This window comes from Secundilactobacillus paracollinoides DSM 15502 = JCM 11969, from assembly GCF_001311135.1.
In the GTDB taxonomy this organism is placed as follows: domain Bacteria; phylum Bacillota; class Bacilli; order Lactobacillales; family Lactobacillaceae; genus Secundilactobacillus; species Secundilactobacillus paracollinoides.
Map to the genome: position 1 here is coordinate 76,570 of NZ_BBAG01000003.1, position 18,680 is coordinate 95,249.

20 protein-coding genes and 3 pseudogenes are annotated in these 18,680 nt (G+C 46.0%); 1 reads left to right on the top strand and 22 read right to left on the bottom strand.

Features of this window, described 5'->3' with window-relative positions; translation table 11 throughout:
- Positions 1 to 215 precede the first annotated feature (215 nt).
- The 9 genes and pseudogenes from JCM11969_RS02385 to rpsO form a co-directional block, all read right to left on the bottom strand.
- Entirely contained in the window at positions 216 to 521 is a 306-nt protein-coding gene (locus JCM11969_RS02385) for a nucleoside triphosphate pyrophosphohydrolase family protein (protein WP_054707769.1), read from the bottom strand.
- Positions 518 to 1,117, bottom strand: coding sequence for a ribosome biogenesis GTP-binding protein YihA/YsxC (gene yihA, locus JCM11969_RS02390; RefSeq protein WP_054707772.1), 600 nt, complete (start codon positions 1,115 to 1,117; stop codon positions 518 to 520). The genes JCM11969_RS02385 and yihA overlap by 4 nt, the downstream gene beginning before the upstream one ends.
- Positions 1,118 to 1,310: 193 nt before the next feature.
- A pseudogene (gene clpX / locus JCM11969_RS02395) lies at positions 1,311 to 2,565 on the bottom strand (ATP-dependent Clp protease ATP-binding subunit ClpX).
- 184 nt (positions 2,566 to 2,749) lie between these two features.
- Positions 2,750 to 4,066 carry a trigger factor gene (gene tig / locus JCM11969_RS02400; RefSeq protein WP_054707775.1) on the bottom strand — a complete coding sequence of 439 codons (1,317 nt, stop codon included), beginning with the start codon at positions 4,064 to 4,066 and terminating at the stop codon, positions 2,750 to 2,752.
- 214 nt (positions 4,067 to 4,280) lie between these two features.
- Positions 4,281 to 5,468 carry an elongation factor Tu gene (gene tuf / locus JCM11969_RS02405; RefSeq protein ID WP_054707779.1) on the bottom strand — a complete coding sequence of 396 codons (1,188 nt, stop codon included), beginning with the start codon at positions 5,466 to 5,468 and terminating at the stop codon, positions 4,281 to 4,283.
- Positions 5,469 to 5,668: 200 nt separating this feature from the next.
- The gene (locus tag JCM11969_RS02410) at positions 5,669 to 6,157 is read right to left on the bottom strand and encodes a hypothetical protein (RefSeq protein ID WP_054707780.1); all 489 of its coding nucleotides are present in this window, start codon (positions 6,155 to 6,157) and stop codon (positions 5,669 to 5,671) included.
- Positions 6,158 to 6,168: 11 nt separating this feature from the next.
- Complete coding sequence (locus JCM11969_RS02415; RefSeq protein ID WP_054707782.1) at positions 6,169 to 6,558, bottom strand: hypothetical protein; 390 nt, start codon at positions 6,556 to 6,558, stop codon at positions 6,169 to 6,171.
- Between the two features lie 10 nt (positions 6,559 to 6,568).
- A pseudogene (locus JCM11969_RS02420) lies at positions 6,569 to 8,400 on the bottom strand (ribonuclease J).
- A 757-nt stretch (positions 8,401 to 9,157) separates the two neighbouring features.
- Positions 9,158 to 9,427: a 30S ribosomal protein S15 gene (gene rpsO, locus JCM11969_RS02425; RefSeq protein ID WP_054707784.1), complete on the bottom strand. Its 270-nt coding sequence runs from the start codon at positions 9,425 to 9,427 to the stop codon at positions 9,158 to 9,160.
- A gap of 266 nt (positions 9,428 to 9,693) precedes the next feature.
- Here rpsO and rpsT point away from each other — a divergent pair, with 266 nt between their 5' ends.
- Positions 9,694 to 9,957, top strand: coding sequence for a 30S ribosomal protein S20 (gene rpsT, locus JCM11969_RS02430; RefSeq protein WP_054707787.1), 264 nt, complete (start codon positions 9,694 to 9,696; stop codon positions 9,955 to 9,957).
- Between the two features lie 61 nt (positions 9,958 to 10,018).
- Here the strand turns inward: rpsT and holA are convergent, their stop codons facing one another.
- The 13 genes and pseudogenes from holA to JCM11969_RS02480 form a co-directional block, all read right to left on the bottom strand.
- Positions 10,019 to 10,741 (bottom strand): DNA polymerase III subunit delta, encoded by a 723-nt coding sequence (gene holA, locus JCM11969_RS02435; protein ID WP_369523176.1) that lies wholly within the window; start codon positions 10,739 to 10,741, stop codon positions 10,019 to 10,021.
- A gap of 5 nt (positions 10,742 to 10,746) precedes the next feature.
- Positions 10,747 to 11,046 carry a DNA polymerase III subunit delta gene (locus JCM11969_RS20200; protein WP_369523177.1) on the bottom strand — a complete coding sequence of 100 codons (300 nt, stop codon included), beginning with the start codon at positions 11,044 to 11,046 and terminating at the stop codon, positions 10,747 to 10,749.
- On the bottom strand, positions 11,043 to 11,456 hold the full coding sequence (locus tag JCM11969_RS02440) for a ComEC/Rec2 family competence protein (protein ID WP_156319234.1): 414 nt from the start codon (positions 11,454 to 11,456) through the stop codon (positions 11,043 to 11,045). The genes JCM11969_RS20200 and JCM11969_RS02440 overlap by 4 nt, the downstream gene beginning before the upstream one ends.
- The gene (locus JCM11969_RS19580; protein WP_156319235.1) at positions 11,453 to 12,223 is read right to left on the bottom strand and encodes a ComEC/Rec2 family competence protein; all 771 of its coding nucleotides are present in this window, start codon (positions 12,221 to 12,223) and stop codon (positions 11,453 to 11,455) included. The genes JCM11969_RS02440 and JCM11969_RS19580 overlap by 4 nt, the downstream gene beginning before the upstream one ends.
- A complete protein-coding gene (locus JCM11969_RS19585; RefSeq protein ID WP_156319236.1) occupies positions 12,214 to 13,236 on the bottom strand; it encodes a ComEC/Rec2 family competence protein in 1,023 nt (340 codons plus the stop codon). The genes JCM11969_RS19580 and JCM11969_RS19585 overlap by 10 nt, the downstream gene beginning before the upstream one ends.
- Before the next feature lie 46 nt (positions 13,237 to 13,282).
- Positions 13,283 to 13,486: a cytidine/deoxycytidylate deaminase family protein gene (locus JCM11969_RS20205; protein ID WP_369523180.1), complete on the bottom strand. Its 204-nt coding sequence runs from the start codon at positions 13,484 to 13,486 to the stop codon at positions 13,283 to 13,285.
- Positions 13,478 to 13,767 (bottom strand): annotated as a pseudogene (locus JCM11969_RS20210) (cytidine/deoxycytidylate deaminase family protein); the annotation flags it as partial. The pseudogene JCM11969_RS20210 and the gene JCM11969_RS20205, both read right to left, overlap by 9 nt.
- Positions 13,768 to 13,869: 102 nt before the next feature.
- Positions 13,870 to 14,514: a helix-hairpin-helix domain-containing protein gene (locus JCM11969_RS02460; protein WP_056987889.1), complete on the bottom strand. Its 645-nt coding sequence runs from the start codon at positions 14,512 to 14,514 to the stop codon at positions 13,870 to 13,872.
- 555 nt (positions 14,515 to 15,069) lie between these two features.
- Complete coding sequence (locus tag JCM11969_RS02465; RefSeq protein ID WP_054707801.1) at positions 15,070 to 16,119, bottom strand: SepM family pheromone-processing serine protease; 1,050 nt, start codon at positions 16,117 to 16,119, stop codon at positions 15,070 to 15,072.
- Between the two features lie 13 nt (positions 16,120 to 16,132).
- Positions 16,133 to 16,603, bottom strand: coding sequence for a pantetheine-phosphate adenylyltransferase (gene coaD, locus JCM11969_RS02470; protein WP_054707804.1), 471 nt, complete (start codon positions 16,601 to 16,603; stop codon positions 16,133 to 16,135).
- Positions 16,596 to 17,168 (bottom strand): 16S rRNA (guanine(966)-N(2))-methyltransferase RsmD, encoded by a 573-nt coding sequence (gene rsmD / locus JCM11969_RS02475; RefSeq protein WP_054707807.1) that lies wholly within the window; start codon positions 17,166 to 17,168, stop codon positions 16,596 to 16,598. The genes coaD and rsmD overlap by 8 nt, the downstream gene beginning before the upstream one ends.
- A 125-nt stretch (positions 17,169 to 17,293) precedes the next feature.
- Positions 17,294 to 17,458, bottom strand: coding sequence for a DUF2129 domain-containing protein (locus tag JCM11969_RS16930; RefSeq protein WP_082409138.1), 165 nt, complete (start codon positions 17,456 to 17,458; stop codon positions 17,294 to 17,296).
- A 3-nt stretch (positions 17,459 to 17,461) separates the two neighbouring features.
- Positions 17,462 to 18,622: an FtsW/RodA/SpoVE family cell cycle protein gene (locus tag JCM11969_RS02480; RefSeq protein ID WP_054707810.1), complete on the bottom strand. Its 1,161-nt coding sequence runs from the start codon at positions 18,620 to 18,622 to the stop codon at positions 17,462 to 17,464.
- Between the last annotated feature and the right edge of the window lie 58 nt (positions 18,623 to 18,680).

Here is an 18,680-nt window from a genome sequence, read left to right on the forward strand (position 1 = left end):
TTGAAATTTATACATGAATTTAACGATATTCACGTTTAATATACATTAAGTTTTCTAATATTCAGGATGAAAACAGGTAATAAAATTAGAATAGTTGTAATAATATACAAAAAAACGACTTAAAATCATATAAAAATTGATCTTAAGTCGCTCTATTTTTGATTTTTTAATGTTGTTTTCTGAAACCGTCACCAATGGTAATAATTGCAAGTCACTTATGATTCCGGTTGGTTTTGATACCCGTTTGGATAGCGTTCGTTCAATCGTTGGATGTTGTCCTTAGCAACCTCGTCAAAGGGAATGTTTGCCCATTCAGCAACCTGTGACAGATACCAGAGAACATCACCCATTTCCTTGGTCAGTGTCTCACGGTCGAGATCCTTTCCTTGAAACGTGTACTGCTTAACGAGGTCGACAACTTCGCCAGTCTCGCTTGAAAGTCCGAGGGCGCAGTTTGTTAACACCTGTTCACTGCCGTAAAGTGTCCGGTTCGCTGCTTGTTGGTAATCGTTAAAATTCATCCTAATTTGCCTCCAAATGCTTGTGTCTCGATCCAATCCCACACCGCATCCTTGCCCATTTTCGTCTGGGCGGAAAACGGCAACAACGCGTCTTCAGGCTTCAGCTGCAACGTCTTTTTGATCATGCTGAGCTGCTTATTCCACTTTCCCCGTGAAATTTTATCCAATTTAGTGGCAACGACTAGGGTTGGAATATCGTAGTACGCCAGCCAGGTATACATTTGCTGATCATCCTTGGTTGGCTCGTGACGACCGTCAACAAGCGAAACAACGCCGCGCAATTGTTCTCGTTGGGTTAAATAAGTTTCAATCATTTGCCCCCATTTTTCCCGATCGGTTCGCGAAGCCTTGGCATAACCGTAACCTGGAACGTCAACAAAGTACATCTGGGATTCAACGTGATAAAAATTCAGAGTCTGCGTCTTACCCGGTTGACTAGACGTGTGCGCGTAACTGTTTCGATTGATCAACACGTTGGTCAACGACGACTTCCCAACGTTGGAGCGTCCCACCAACGCAATCTCCGGATCCCCGGTCGTTGGATATTGTTTGGGGTCAACGGCGCTCATTACTAATTCCACATCATGGACTTCCATGCTGAAATCCCTCCTTAAATATGCTGTGTTCTATCATATCATGGCTGGCGAACTGGGTGTACAGAATTTGTATGACCCAAGCTCGTCACCTGTAAAAAGGCCACAAAAAATGCCCATCAACGCGACTGTCATTCACATACAGCCGTTGGTGGACATTTTTGATAGCCGCTATAAGTGGCAATTGGTTCCCCAATTAAGAGGCTTTTTGATCCTTTAAAATCAATTGTGGTTCCTCATGGTCCTTTACCGTTTCACCGGTAACCACAACTTTTTCGACATCATCACGACTTGGTAATTCGAACATGATATCGCGCATAACGTCTTCAATGATGGACCGCAGACCACGAGCACCAGTATTACGCTTCAGGGCTAATTTCGCCATTTCACGCAGTCCTGCAGCGTCAAATTCCAATTGGACGCCATCGAGGGACAAGAGCTTTTGATACTGCTTAACCAGCGCGTTCTTTGGTTCGGTCAGAATTCGCACAAGGTCTTCTTCTGATAACTTCTCAAGGGCTGTCAAGATTGGCAACCGCCCGATAAATTCTGGAATCAAACCGAATTCAAGCATGTCTTCTGGAACGACCCGTTGCATCAGACTTTCAGAACCATTGATTGGTTGGTGCGTTGAATCCGTCCCAAACCCAATGGTCTTGTCACCCAACCGGTTTTTAACGATCGTTTCGATGCCGTCAAAGGCCCCACCCACGATAAACAAAATATTCGTGGTATCGATCTGAATAAATTCCTGTTGTGGGTGCTTACGACCACCCTGCGGCGGCACGTTGGCAATGGTGCCTTCCAAGATCTTTAAGAGTGCTTGTTGAACCCCTTCACCTGATACATCACGAGTGATGGAGACATTTTCAGCCTTCTTAGCGATCTTATCGATTTCATCAATGTAAATGATACCCTTTTCAGCCCGTTCAACGTCATAATCAGCGTTTTGCAGCATCTTCAGCAGGATATTTTCCACGTCTTCACCAACGTAACCGGCTTCAGTCAAAGTCGTTGCGTCAGCAATTGCAAACGGCACGTTCAAGATCTTTGCCAGGGTCTGGGCAAGATAAGTCTTCCCGGAACCAGTGGGTCCAATCATTGTGATGTTACTCTTCTGTAATTCAGGACCCTCAGCGCCCTCGCTGGTGGCCATTTCGTTCACACGTTTATAATGGTTGTAAACCGCTACTGAAAGCGTTTTTTTTCGCTTCATTTTGGCCAATTACGTACTGGTTCAAGGAATCCACGATCTGTTGTGGTGTTGGAACATCAAAAACAGTCTCTTCTGCAGTTTCGTTGAACTCTTCATCAATGATTTCTTTGCATAAATCAATACATTCATTACAAATGTACACACCAGGACCCGCAACAATTTTCTTAACTTGATCCTGTGATTTACCACAAAAAGAACAATTTACGGGGCCATTTACGTCGGTATTTTCAAACAATTTATGAGTCACCCCTTCGTAGTTTTAAGGACACTAGGACGATTTCCCAATGCAATTGCTACTATACCATAGAACAGTCGGCATGCAAAAGAATTTACCCTAGCTCCAAACAAAAGGCCCTGGCAAGATCAGAAATCTCATCTCAGGGCCTTTTGTTTATGACGATTGAGTTGACGATTAAAGCTTACTTCTCGTCTTCTTTTTCGTCCTTCTTAGACTTGTCTTGCTTAGCTGTATCGCGGACCAAGGCAACGGCGTCTTGAACAGCAATATCATGCTTCAACATATCGTCACTCAATGCTGAGCGAACAGCTGATTCTTCCATACCATATTGGCCGGCAAGATCAGTGACTTCTTTGTTGATTTCGTCGTCAGAAGGTTCGATCTTTTCAGCTTCAACGATGGCTTCCAAAACAAGGTTCGTCTTGACACGACGTTCTGCGTCTGAAGCAAATTGCTTGTGCAGGTCGTCTTCAGTCGTCCCAGTTAACTGGAAGTACGTCTTAGGATCGATGCCTTGTTGTTGCATGTTAGCCAAGTATTGGTCCATTTGACGGTGAATATCGTCTTCAACCATGGCAGCAGGAACGTCTTCGATGGTGGCGTTGTCAACAGCTTCGCGAATTGCTTCATCTTCGATAGCTTCTTGAGCAGCGTTCGTCTTTTGTTCCTTTAATTCGTCTTTGATCTTAGCCTTTAATTCGTCAAGACTGTCAACTTCTTCGTCAACGTCCTTAGCAAATTCGTCGTCAAGGGCTGGTAATTCCTTAGCCTTAACTTCGTGAATCGTCGTCTTAAAGGTTGCTTCTTTACCCTGAAGGTCTTCAGCTTGGTAGTCATCTGGGAAGGTGACTTTAACTTCAACATCTTCACCAGCTTTATGGCCAACCAATTGGTCTTCAAAGCCAGGGATAAATGAGTTAGAGCCTAATTCAAGTGAGTAGTTGTCAGCTTTACCGCCATCAAACTGCTTACCATCAACGTAACCATCAAAGTCAATGACAACAGTGTCGCCCTTGGCTGCAGGTTGGTCTTCTTTAAGCACTAATTCAGCTTGTTGTTGTTGACGACGTTCGAGTTCGGCATCAATGTCCTTTTGGTAGACACGGGTGTTTTGCTTAGTGACACTTAAGTCCTTGTATTCGCCTAACTTAACGTCTGGCTTAACGGTAACAACCGCCTTTAATACCCAAGCTTGACCCTTTTCCATTGATTCAACGTTAACTTCTGGTTGGTCAACGGGTTCGATTCCTACTTCTTCAATAGCAGCAGCGTAAGCGTCTGGTAAGACGATGTTTAAAGCGTCTTGGTAAAGTGCTTCTTCACCATACATTTGGTTGAAGATTTGACGCGGCACCTTTCCCTTACGGAAACCAGGAACAGCTAAGTTCTTCTTGGTTTTAGCAAAGGCTTGATCCAAGCCCTTCTTAATTTGGTCGGCACCAATTTCAAAGGTCAGTTCGCCCTTGTTGGTTTCCTTCTTTTCCCATTTTGCAGACATTATTTTCCCTCCGAATCAAATATCTCTTGAATACGATCATATTCAAATTGCGTACAGCTTTTAGTTTACCGTATACGCGAAAAAAAGTAAAACTATTTCGGCAAAAATCACCGTCAATCCGGTGATATTACTGAATTTGTAACCATTATTAACAATAAAAAAAGCCCGAAAAGGAAACCTTCTCGGACTTCTCTTGTTCATTTAGGCTAAAAGTTTAGTCCATGATGTCTGAAACGACACCGGCACCAACAGTATGGCCACCTTCACGGACAGTGAACTTAGTACCCTTTTCAATGGCAGCTGGGGCAATTAAGTCAACTTCGAAAGTGACGTTATCGCCAGGCATAACCATTTCTACGCCATCAGGCAATTCGATAACACCAGTGATATCAGTGGTGTGGAAGTAGAATTGAGGACGGTAGTTTGAGAAGAATGGCGTATGACGGCCACCTTCTTCTTTAGAAAGGATATATACTTCACCCTTGAACTTCTTGTGAGTTTGGATTGAACCTGGAGCTGCAAGCACTTGGCCACGAACAACTTGTTCACGGTTAATACCACGCAACAGAACACCAACGTTATCGCCGGCTTCACCAAATTCCAAAGTCTTACGGAACATTTCCAAACCAGTTACGGTACTCTTCAAGATTTCTTCTTTAAGACCGACGATTTCAACTTCGTCACCGACTTTGATCGTACCACGATCGATACGACCAGAAGCAACAGTACCACGACCAGTAATGGTGAAGACGTCTTCAACAGGCATCAAGAATGGCTTGTCGTTATCACGAACTGGTGTTGGGATGTATTCATCAACAACGTCCATTAAGTGTAAAATAACCTTTTCTTGTTCTGGATCGCCTTCAAGGGCCTTCAATGCAGAACCGCGGATAACTGGAATATCATCACCAGGGTAATCGTATTCTGAAAGTAATTCACGGACTTCCATTTCAACCAAGTCGATCAATTCGTCGTCATCAACTAAGTCGGTCTTGTTTAAGAATACAACGATGTATTCAACACCAACTTGGCGAGCCAACAGAATGTGTTCACGCGTTTGTGGCATAGGACCATCAGTTGCGGCAACAACTAAGATAGCACCATCCATTTGTGCGGCACCAGTGATCATGTTCTTGATGTAATCAGCATGTCCTGGGGCGTCAATATGTGCATAGTGACGCTTTTCAGTTTCGTATTCAACGTGGGCAGTGTTGATCGTGATACCACGTTCACGTTCCTCAGGTGCCTTATCAATGTCAGCATAATCTTCAGCCTTAGCCAAGCCTTTAGCGGCTAAAACCTTAGTGATTGCTGCAGTCAAAGTGGTCTTCCCATGGTCAATATGGCCAATAGTACCAATGTTTACATGGGGCTTAGTTCTTTCATATGTTTCCTTTGCCATTAATGAAACCTCCTGTATTTTTCACAAAGATAATGCTGGCCATAAAAACCAGCAACCCTTTGGTGTAAATTATACTACTTCTTCCCGAAAAGGTAAATCGAGAATCCCTCAAGAAGAATCCTTAAAACATTATATAGACTGGGTAATCGTTTGTAAACAAAAATGTGTGTTTTTTCGTGATTTTTCACGATTTTTTTCAATTACGACGTCATTTCCTGCATCATTTCACCTAACCGCCCCTGCCAGTCGATCATCTGCTGGGTCGTGGGGTCATCATCCCCATCTGAAATCTGACCAGTCAACACGCACACCCATTTTTGTGGCGCCGTCACCGCCCGATTTACAAACGGATAGAGCAGCGATAACTGGACCCTCAGTGACTCGGCATAGAGCTGCTGCGTGATTGGGTCATCATCAGCCAAAAGCGTCTGTAGTGCGTCTTGCGTGGTCTGAACAACAGGCAGATCATCGAGCAGGCTTAACTGACTGGGCACCACATCGGTCGCCGTACCATCTAGCCAAACATAGCTGACTGGGTCAGTGACCTTCAGCTTGGTCAGCATTTCCAACAGGCTCACCCGAACGATTGGTTTGACAAATGGATCCGTCAGTAAATGCGTCACTGCTGTTTGCCACTCGGCTATCGGCAGTGCCTTTCCCATTTCAAACTGGTGACGTTGTTCTGTCACATCACCAGCGCTTAATTGATAAAAAGTTTGATACCGTTGTTTAAAATCAGCCGTTGGCGAACGGCGGCTTCGTACTCAGTGACCAGCAACGTCATTTCCTGTGGGACATCAGGTAACGTGACCATTGCGATTCGGACCATGATGTTCAGGTGATTTGCCAGCATGATCTTGGCCCATAAAATCATGTGGTAGTGATCCTCAAAATAGCTTTGTTCCTGTTCCCGCATCACTGCTAAGGCGATCTCATACTGTGCCAGTTCATAGTGGCACTTGACTACCAGATGGTTCAACTTAACCGTTTTGTTTTCTTGATAGAGTTGATCATAAAGGCGCGCCGCTGTCGCCCAATCCTCAGCCTTAAAGGCATCGTTTGCAGTTTTCAACACCCGTTCATTTGCCATTTTTGCCTCCCTAAAACAGCGACCGTGCTCCATGCCTGGAGTACGGTCGCTGTTTGATTATCTTAGTCGTTAGTGGTTTCTTTAGATGGCCCCTTTTTGGCAGGCTTATCCGCAGCTGGCTTGTTATCAGCTGCCTTTTTCTTTTTACCCTTATTGCTCTTGGCTTATGCCGCCGTGGGTCAACTTCCATAATAACGGGCAAGATCACAGGGTGACGTCGCGTTTGGTCAAATAGATAGTGATTTAACTTCTCGCGGACATCCTGCTTCAGATGAGTCCAGTCATATTCCTTATTATCAAGGTTAGCTTGAACAACATTCTTAATGATCTCGGCACTTTCATGCATCAGATCTTTATTTGCTTTCACGTACACAAAACCACGTGAGGTGATCTTTGGTTCTCCGATAATTTGTTTTTTCTTATGGTCGATGGTCACAACGGCGACAAAGATCCCATCTTCAGACAGCACTTTACGGTCACGCAACACGATGTTGCCAATGTCACCAACACCGATACCATCAATCATGGTGTTACCAACCTCGACACTGCCGCTCAACACCATTTCACCCTTATCATAGACCAGTTGGTCGCCTTTGGCCGTCAAGAAGATATGGTCTTCTGCCATTCCGACTTCTTCAGCGGCATGGCGGTGGGCAGAAAGCAACCGGTACTCGCCTGAACGGGAATCAAGTACGTTGGGTGCAACAGATTGATCATCAGTTGCAGATCATTCTTGCTGGCGTGGCCTGAGGAATTCAACTCATCAGAAATGGCTTTCACTTCACCGCCGGCCCGGTAAATCATATCGCGAGTCTTTGCCACAGTGGTTTCCATTGCGTGTGACGGTGTCGTTGTGATAAACACGAGGTCACCCTGGTTAATTGATAAGCCTTTTTCCTGACCGTTTGCCATCCGTTGCAGGGCTTTGATGGGTTCGCCCATCCGCCCCGTTTGAATAATGGCAATTTGTTCCGGTGCCAATTTTTCCAGATCATCCTGTTTAATTAAGAGATCATCCACCGGCAAGATCAGCTTATTCAAGCGAAGTGCTGTATCCACGATCTTTTCAATGTCGCGCCCGGTAAGCAGTACCTTACGATCGTTGCGCGCAGCAGCGTTAAACACCTGCTGTAACCGCATAATGTTTGAGCCAACACTCGCCACAATGACCCGACCGTTATGGTAGTTCAACGTTTCATCAACCATCTCAGCGATGTCGCGCTCGCTTGCCGTTTCGTTCGGATTTTCTGCATTTGCTGAATCGCTGAGTAGCGCCAAAACGCCCTGTTTACCGATTTCAGCTAGCCGTGCGTAGTCTGTTTGATAGTCCTTTGAGGCTGTCTGGTCAAACTTAAAATCGCCGGTGTACACAATGTTGCCTGAGGCTGTGCCCAAAACGATTCCCATTGATTCAGGAATTGAGTGGGTCGTCTTAAAGAACGACACCGTCACATCGCCAAAGTCGATTTCTGTGCGTTCATCAACAACGTGAAAATCATCAAAGTCCTTCACGTTGGGATCATCTTTGACGTTAAGCTTTGCTAATTCAATGGTCATTTCAGACCCAAAAACGGGCACATTAAACTCACTTAAAAAGTAAGGCAAAGCACCAATCGCATCCGCGTGGCCGTGGGTCAAGAAGACCCCGACGATCCGGTCTTTATTTTCCCGTAAATAGTTATAATCAGGAATGACAATATCAATTCCCAGCAGTTCGTTTTCCGGGTACTTCAACCCGCAATCCAACACATAGATGCCGTCATTAATATCAACGACGTACATGTTCTTACCGTTTTCGCGAACCCCGCCCAACGGCATAGTTTTTACTGTTGCTTCTTCCATAATTCACCTCAAACTGTCTTCTATCTCATTTTTGAAAGTGTTCCCCAAAACTGAGAAACACACTGCATTAACTTTTTCCCTAAATTCACTAATTTAGGCACGACTACAAGCTGTCATTAGTTTATCACACTTTAGTAGCCTGTGGAAGAAGGCGGTTGAAGACTGGATGGAAATTAAAGATGTATTACCTATTTAGCTGTTGCATCAAGTTAGTTGTGAGGTGAAACGGGACCTCTTGGCATTTTTAACTCGCACGCCGATGAGGATTATTTGCATGACTTGTTGGTAACTTGTTCGAGGGGGCCACCACTATTTTGTAGAGCAGTTTGGCTCAAATGGGCGGAGTTGTTTGTGTTTTAGTGCAGAGACCCCTTTTTATACTGCGTGCCTGCTCCCTTGCCGAATCGGGCTACAAAAGGGCAAAACGTTGCACACAAGGCCACTCTGACACGGTTTCCGGACCCAGACATTTCATTCAGCACCCCTGCTCTCTACCGAATCGGGCTACAGAAGGGCAAAACGTTGCACACAAGCGCGCCCCAGCACGGATTTCAGACCCAGACATTTCATCCAGCACCCCTGCTCTCTAGCCGAATCGGCTACAGAAGGGCAAAAGGTTGCACACAAGGCCACTCTGACACAAATTCCAGACCCAGGAATTTATGTCAGAGTGGCCTTGTGCTCCACCTTTTAGGCGCCCTTCTTGCGCACCTTACAAAAAAAGAACCGCCTAAGCGATTCTCTAAAAGACTTAATTTTAACGACGCAGACCCAATGATTGGATTAAGTCACGGTAACGTTGAACGTCTGACTTACGGAGGTAAGCTAAGAGGTTACGACGGTGACCGATCTTCTTCATCAACCCACGTTGTGAATGAAAGTCCTTCTTGTGAGCTCTCATGTGGTCGTTGATGCTGTTGATGTCAGCAGTTAAAACAGCAATTTGGACTTCGGCTGAACCAGTGTCGCCGTCGTGACGTGCATATTGCTTGATGATTTCGTTTTTCTTTTCTTGACTAATAGCCATGGTAAAAATTCCCACCTTATAAATATTTTTTTGATCCACCCAATACTGAGTTACCGTGAGTGAGATCACGAGAAACTAAGTATGGGCATATGAACCTTAATCATTGTACACAACATCGCGGTTGAACACAAGGCATTTCATTATCAAGTATTTTTACTTTACATTTCGACCAGAGGTGTTGCAATCACCCCTTATCTTCTGTATAATGACATTCGTTGAATATTAAAAAGACCGTTTGGCTCTTTTTTACTGTGGAGGTGAAATCATTGCCAATTATCAAATCTGCTATCGAGCGTGCAAAGACTAACGTTAAAGCAAACAAGCGTAACTCATCACAACTCAGCACGATGCGGACAACTGTTAAGAAGTTCGAAACTGCTGTCACTGCTCATGATGAAAAAGCTGCTGCTTTATACGTCGCTGCATCAAGCGCCGTTGACAAAGCCGCATCAAAGGGTTTAATCAAGCGTAACAAAGCTGCTCGTGACAAGTCACGGATGGCTGCACGTCTTGCTAAAGCAAACGCCTAACTTAAACGACCCATCATAAAAAGACTGATTCCTTGCGAACCAGCCTTTTTTGTGCCCTTTTTTAGGCCACTTCGTTTAAGAATTTCAACATAAACAGTTCAAATAAAGTCTCCGGGTCCTGACTAGTCGACTTTAATGACCGTTCAATGGCGATCAGACCAAGATAAGCCCGCTTTAAATCATCCAACTTAAGTCGTCGGGTGCTCTGCATGGCAAGCTTGACCCGGTATGGATGTACCTTAAGCGTACTTGCGATGCTCCCCTGGCTATACCCATTCTTAACTAAAATCTTCGTTTGAATCAACAACCGAAACTGACTCACTAAGACGGTATTGATCTTAAGCGGTTCTTCTTTGGTCAAAATCAGTTGCCGGTATAACGTCAGGGCCGCATCAATATGTTTTGCCATCACGTCGTTCACCAGGTCAAACACATTTTGGTCGAGAGACTTTGTGACCAATTCCTGCACCACTTCGGCCGTGATCTCCTTTGACTCATAGCTGGCCATTTTTAGCTTAGGCAGTTCATTCATAATCAATGAAAGATCTGACCCGGTCCGCTGCAGCAACTGATTAAACGCGTCCGGCTGAATCTTAAACCCATTGTTTTGGAGGTCATTGCCAACCAGCTGTTTGATCTGCGTTTCACCAATCGCCTCAAGGGACACAACATCAGCCACTTTTTTAAGCGTTTTAACAATTTTTTTACGGCTATCAAGTTTGCCAGTAGTCGCAATAAAAACGATGACCGTTGTTGGCTCAGGATGTTCGAGGTAGGTCAGCATCCCATCTATATCATGGTCGACTTGATGCCCTTGTGCGGATCCGTCGTCAAAAAATAGGCGTGCTCAACAAATACCAGTCGGCGTTCGCCAAAAAATGGTGCTGACATTGCATCGTCAAGCGCCTGAGCAAGTGGCGTTGATTCCATATCATAGCTTGCAAGATTCATCGTCCGCTCTTCTTCAGGAATCAAATCTGTGAACGCTTTTTTGAGTCGATTCACCAAGTACGCTTGATCACCAGTTATGAGATAAACAGAAACCGGCGTGTGGTTGTGTAGTGATTTCATGACCGTTTCGTAACTCAAGTTGCATCCTCCTTCATCACTGTTTCCCAGTACCCGGGGTGATGTGCCCGAAATCGGTACCGGATCATGCCGTTTGTTTGCGTATTAAAGTATGGGACGTGTTGTTGTTCCAGTGTTGCCAGCGTTTCTTGGTTCGGGTGGCCATACCGGTTATGCCGCCCGGCTGAGATGATACCCACCTTGGGTTGTAATGCCTGAATGAATTCAGGTGCCGAGGATGTTTTACTCCCATGATGACCGAGTTTTAAAACATCCGTTCTCAGTTGCGGATAGTGGGCAATAATTTTCTTTTCGCCATCCTGCCCCAAATCACCCGTAAACATGAACTGCAACCCGCCATACTGACCCGTTAAGACCATGGAGTCTTCATTCCCACCAAGTCCTGGCGTAAAGGGATGAACGACCTTCAAGTGCGTGCCAGGATGGTCTGACCTGCCCGGACACTAATCAACTGAGTCTGATTCAAATTGGGTCGAATCCGCTGCATAAATTGCGGGTTGGCTGCCATTCCCCAGGGAATATATAACCGTTTTACGGCCATGGTTTTCAACACATCGCCGACAAAGCCAACGTGGTCAGCGTCTTGATGGGACAAACATAGTGCGTCAATGCGGTGAATGCCCATACTCTGCATGTAGTTGATGTTCAGGCGTAATGCCCGACTTCGTTTTTTGACCTGATGCCCGCCAAAGAAAACATCACCCCCGGTATCGATCATGGTGATCTGTTTACCATAGGGTTCTCGAATCATGAAACTGTCCCCTTGGCCAATGTCAAAAAACGTTACCTCGCCCTTAACTGGATAGTGGATCATTAAAAATGATGCGGCATACGTCACCGCAAGCGCAATAATAACAGTCCGCTGCCGGTGGCGTGTCAAGAGCACTAAGGTAAGGCCAACCAGCAACACCACCAAAACGATGTGCGGCTTGCCAAAGGTGATCATCCCAGGGAAATGGGCAATCGTATCCAGCCCCTGTGTAAACCAGCCTAACAGATGCGTACACAGTTGCGCAACCACCGGAAATTTCAGACCTAGGAGACCGCCGATCAGCGTCACTGGAAAAATGAGCCAGCTAAACACCGGTAAGATCAATAAATTGGCCATCAATGACCACACGTGCCACTGATAGACGTGATACAAAACAAACGGCAGACTCACCATGTTTAATAACACTGTTTCATCAAAGTTGAGCGACCCTCAACAAAGATCAGGGCAAACGCCAGTGCATAACTTAACTGACCCCCTAATTGCATCAACAACGCTGGGTACCACAGTAAAGCCAGCATAAGGCTGAGTCCCCAAAGCGTTAGTGGTGTCACTTTCCAGTGCATTAGAGAAGCCCCCAGAGCCAGCATCGACACTAAAATTGCTCGCAGTAAACTAGGCGCCGCACCGGCTAACACAAAGTAGCTGGGTAAACTCAAAAGGATGATGACATTCACTGCGGCCTGGGAACACCGTAATCGTTTCAAAACGAATGCCATTACTGCCGTTAGCCAGACCACATGGAAGCCAGAAATGCTAAATAAGTGGATCAGGCCGAGGTCTGTAACGGCGGCCAGGTTGTCATAAAAATTATCTGCCCGGTACCCCAAGAACAGCCCCTGAACGTAGAGTGCCAGCAACGGGGGCAATTTTTTAGTTTCAATAATCAATCTTGCCCGCAAGGTATGACACGCATTCAGCCAGCGTTGCCACACATGCCCACCGGTCGCCGGCGTGACAGCCAATAACTGTGCGATTTTAACGCGGTTCAACACCCCGTTCTGGCGCTGATAGGCACCGTAATCAAATTCATTCACATTCGTAGCTGGTTCAAACTGCATGACATCGCCGGCAACAGTCAAAGTACTTGCCCGTTTGATCTGCCACTGTGGCGCCGGTCGTTCTCCTTCTGCAGCGTAATATTGGCCTGTAACTTGCTGGCCAGTTGGCAGCCTGCCCTTAAGTTGGACGCTGTCCGGCCCAACCAGGACATCATCCGGTTGCACCTGCAATTTCACCGTGGTGTTCGACATCTCAGGCAACGTTTGTAAGCGACGCTGATCACGTTGAAACACAAACCAGCACCCAAAAACAAGGCTAGTCACGATTGCCCAAATCAAAATACTGCGATCCTTCAAGCAGACAATTCGAATCAGCCAAATACCGGCCAGTCCCGCCGATACCCAAAAATTGCCAAACACACAGCCACTCAAGCAGCCCACCAGGACCGCTAACCAAATAATTGTTTTATTGATGGTCAGTCAAATAGGTCTCAAAAGAAGCTCGTTTAATCATTTCTTCGTCTAATGTCACTTGATTGAGTTCAACATTTTTCATCTTGATCAATTCCATTGCGTAAGGATCATTGTGATAGTTACGCAAGTAGGATATTTTTTTGATGCCCGCTTGAAGCAACATTTTCGTGCATTGCAGACAGGGAAAATCGGTCACGTAAATCTCCGCGCCATCCGTTTGTTCCCCAAACTTTGCACACTGCAAATGGCATTCATTTCTGCATGAATTGTCCGGACACAATGCCCGTCAACGAGGTAGCAGCCCTCATCGATACAGTGCACATCACCTGAAACAGAACCGTTATAGCCACCCGCAATGATCCGCTTATCACGCACGATCGTGGCCCCCACAGACAGCCGATTACACGTACTCCGACTGGCTAACAGGACAGATTGCATCATAAAGTATTGATCCCATGGAATTCTCTTTTTTGTCATGTGATTGCCTCCGCTTATTCGGTAACGCTCAATTCTCTCGATAAAGATTGAAACAAAACTCAGTATACCAAAAAATTGAACAACCGACTAACATCTCAAAAATCACACCGCAAGTTGTGGCTTTAACCGCTCAAATGTTTTATCACCGAATCCAGAAACGTTCTTAATATCTTCGATGGTCTTAAACTGACCCTTAGCCGTCCGGTAATCAATGATCTTTTGGGCCTTTTTTTCACCCACACCGTCCAACTGTTGCAGCTGCTCGAGGTCTGCTGAATTCAGGTTCACTTGCGGCGCTTCACTACTGGCACCCGCACCACCGCCACCCGTGGCAACTGGCGGTGCGGTTTCTCCGTGCTTTGGAATAAACACGACCTGCTGATCAGTCAGCCGCTGGGCTAAATTCACCTGTTTTTGGTCAGCATTGCTTGCAAATCCGCCGGCCAACTGCACAGCATCGATCACACGCATGTCACCGGTCACCTTTTTTAATCCTGGATTCTTAACGGCACCCTTAATATCAACATACATCGTCATTGACTGGCTAGACGCCACAGTCGAGTCACTACCGCCACTGCTCGCCACCGCCATGCTATCTGACATTACGGCTGATTCCGGTTGCGTAGATGCCTCCTGTGGGGCCTGGTGTACCATCAAAAAAACGATACCAATCGTTGCTACCGCAATTCCCGCAATGATCCAAACCTCTCGTCCCATCGTTCCTAACAGTTCTTTTAACCTATCCAACACTATTCCTCCCTTCTTACCCGTTAACTACGCAGGGAAAGTTGGAAATGGTTGTCTAGGTAGTAAATTATTTTTAAATTTTTATATGCAATGGAAAATGGGTACGAGCGGTATCTGTTTTAGTGCTCTTTTTTTGGGGATTATAAAAGCCTGAAACTAAGCTAGTTTCAGCTTTTATATTGTTTCAGGATGATTAATTTCACTGTTTGGTTAGTTATATGTGGAATTTTTTTAGTGGTTTGGGTAAGCAAATTCTGATTAGAAGCTTATTTACCACTTAGCTCTTTTTGGCGACGCACTTTGCACTTTTTAGTGGAAACGCGTTCCGCAAGGCAAGGGGCTACTGTGTAACGGACTCTGGCAAAAAAGTCAGGCCCGGACTTTTCTGTCACTGAGTGCTTTTGGCGACGTGCTTTGCCCTTCTCTAGCGGAAACGCGTTCCGCAAGGCAAGGGGCTACTGTGTAACGGACTCTGGCAAAAAAGTCAGGCCCGGACTTTTCTGCCAGAGTCCGTTACACTCCGCCCCTTAAGCGCCTTGCTCCACGCTCTACGCTCTACTTATGTGTCTCCAAATACCGCACCGCCTGCTTAAAGCTCGTCACAGGAACGACCTTCATGTTTGGTGCAACCTTCTTCGCCGTCTTCTTAGCGAGTTGATAGTTTGTTTCATGGTGCTCTTCTAACTTCAGCACCGCCTTCGTTGGTTTAATATACGGTGCGAAGAAAATTGTTGCACCGGCTTTTTTAGCCGCCACGATTTTTTTATCGATCCCGCCAATTTCACCAACGGAGCCATCCGGATTGATGGTTCCCGTTCCGGCAATTTTACGGCCGTGACGTAAATTGGTGTTGGTCAATTGCGTGTAGATCTGCAAACTCATCATTAAACCACCTGACGGGCCGCCAATTTGTCCCGGATCCACTGAAACCTTTGGCGAGGTCTTGATCTTCACGTTATCCGTCAAAATGATGCCAATCCCAGGTTGACCGCTTGATAATTTAATCAGCGGTTCCGTCACAGTGTGCTTAACGCCGTCTCGTTCATAAGTGACGGCCAATTGCTTACAAACCTTTTGCTTGCGAATATAGTTTTGGAACCCAAAGGCACTCTCAAAATGGCGACCGTTGACCTTTGTGATCGTATCACCCACTTTGAGCTCACCCTTAAACTTGGAGTTCTTCTGAACTTCCATGACATAGATGCCCAAATAATCCTTGGTCACCTTGTCCCCAGCCGCCTTAACTGCAACAGCCTTCGCTTCGTTGATGGCACTTTGCATATAGAAGTTCTCCATCCGCATGTAAGTGGCACCGCTCTGGCCGCCAGTAACGCTCTTTTCCGTGTCGATCTCATGGTAGGGCAGCACCTTGGCTAGCGCGTATGTAATGGGTCGCGCACGAGCAAGCTGCACCGTCATGATCATGTACTCACCGGGACGCTTATCCGGGTGGGATTTAATCGTCACAAACGACTTCAGATTTGTGCCCGATCCCGGCGTTTCAATGTAGTACGGCAACGGCCAAAACAGGCCAACCAGTACTAAAACACCGACGATCACCCCGAGAGTAACCTTAGTCGCCCTTTTTTTTAGGAAATTTTTCATTGGTCCCCCAACCTCACTTTTTAGCCAATGCGGCCACAACTGCTGGCGGCACGAGCTCTGAAATATCGCCGCCAAAGTGCAGCACTTCTTTTAAGAGGCTTGACGAGATAAACGCATATTTCGCGTCCGTCAGTAAAAATAACGTCTCGATGCCATTATCCAGATAGTGGTTCATCTGTGCAATACCGGCCTCATAGTCATAATCTTTTGAATTGCGCAGACCCCGTAAAATAACGCTGGCGTTGACCGATTTCACAAAATCGACCGTTAACCCGCTTTCCATCTGCACGCGCACATTGGACAAATCCGCGACGCTCTCTTGAATAAGGGCCACCCGCTCATCTGGCGTAAACAACGACCGTTTACTTATATTCGTCCCCACCGTCACAATCAGCTCATCAAACAAGCCGCTAGCGCGTTGAATCAAATTAAGATGGCCCATCGTCAGCGGATCAAAACTGCCAGGAAAAACAGCCTTAGTCATCAGTCTCCCCCTCTTCCGGCATCTCGTAGATGGTCACCTTCGTGATGCCATAAGATTTTTGTTCGACCAGTTTTGCAGCACCGACCATTTCTGGCAGTTCAGCTTCCTGGTTCGTTTCACACATAATACAACATTCTGGTGCTAACAGCGCCAGATCCTGTAAAATCTGGATTTCCTTCATGATCTTTTGTTCGCGATACGGCGGATCAAAATAAACCAAATTAAAGGCTAACCCTTGGCTCTTTAATTGCGGCAACATTTTTTCAGCATCGCGTTTGTAGACACTAAATTTGTCGGGTTCTTTTGTAACCTCAATGTTTTGGTGAATCGTTTTGATGGCAGCGCCCTGCCGATCAATTAACACCGCATGGTCGATGCCCCGAGAAACACCTTCAATACTAAGGCCGCCAGAGCCCGCAAATAAATCCAGACTCGTCCCGCCATCAAAGTACGGGCCAATAATGTTAAAAATAGCTTCTTTCACCTTATCAGTGGTCGGCCGGGTCTTCATACCGGGGACGGCTCGCAACCGACGACCACCGTATTCACCTGAAATGACACGCATCTAATCGTCGTCCTCCTCGGCCTTCGCCTGTTCGTCTTTCGCAACCGGATTACCAGAAAGTCCCAGTAAATCGATCAATGCTTTATGCGGCGACGTAATGATTCGTTTCACAAATCGCAGCTCTTTTAATTGGGCAGTAACGTCACTGATTGATCCGTGTTGACATAAATCACGGCATACCGCATCCGTTTGGACACATAAGCCACATGACCATAGCGTTTTAACTGTCGCACCTGTCGCAAATTAGACACGTAAACGACTAAATCTTCTCGTTCTTGAATTGCCGGCACAGTTTACAGCCCCTTTCGTCTTGCAATTTTTTCCTGAGCACTCACGTTGATGAGCAACCCCAAACAAAGTGTGAGGGACATCATACTCGACCCCCCGTAACTAATAAATGGGAATGTCACCCCGGTAATTGGGAGAAACCCAACCACCCCGCCAATGTTCACGAAAGCTTGGATGGCAAAATACGTTGCCACACCATAGCAAATTAAAATATTAAACGTGTTTTTTGAATGAATGCCAATGTAGATTGCGCGGCAGACGATAAACGCCAGCAAACACAAAATAATGAGCACCCCGATCAACCCTAACTCTTCACTAATGATCGCCATAATAAAGTCGGTGTTCGGTTCGGGTAAATAACCCCGTTTTTGAATCGAATTGCCAAGACCGACACCAAACAATCCACCGTTACTGATGGCATAGTAAGAATTTACCAGTTGTGAACCAGAACCAGATTGGTGACCAAACGGATCCACAAATGCCACGATTCGCGCCAGTTTATAGCTCGTGACGTGAGTTGCTTTACCGATTTTAAACATGATGGGCAGCAAAATACACAGATAAAACGCGATCCCGCCGCCAACAATGGCGCCCATGAGTTTATAAGAAAACCCACTGGCAAGATACATCATGACTAAGATACCAGAAATAATCATGGCACTCCCCATATCAGGCTGCAGGAGTACGAGCATAATCATCAGCAGGCTCAGTGCCAACGGTTTTGCGTTAGTGGTCCACCAGTGCCCATTAAGCATCGGTTCCTCGTCACTCCTTCTCCCAAGACGAGACGCCGTAGCCACGATCAAAAAGAATTTTACAAATTCAGCAGGTTGAATGTTGATTGGGCCAAGCGTGATCCAGCCAGCGGCCCCGTTGATCGTCTTACCGCCAACCAGTAAGCCAGCCAGCATGACGTCAAGAATCAGCATTCCGCCCCAGTAAAATTGCTTATAGTGAAGGTACCGCGTGTTCATAGCGGTCATAAAAATGGTGATCAACAGGCCGATCACGACCCAAAATGCCTGACGTACTAAATAAGCGCCCGGCGTTGTACCGTTTTCAATGGCAACGTTAGAACTGGCTGAATACACCATCACGATGCCGATTGCACACAATAATAAATATGGTACGATCAAAAAATAATCTAAATCTCTTAACCTTTTCATTTAACTATCCCCACACTCGTGAATACACCTGCGTACAGCAAGTCTTTTAAATTATAGC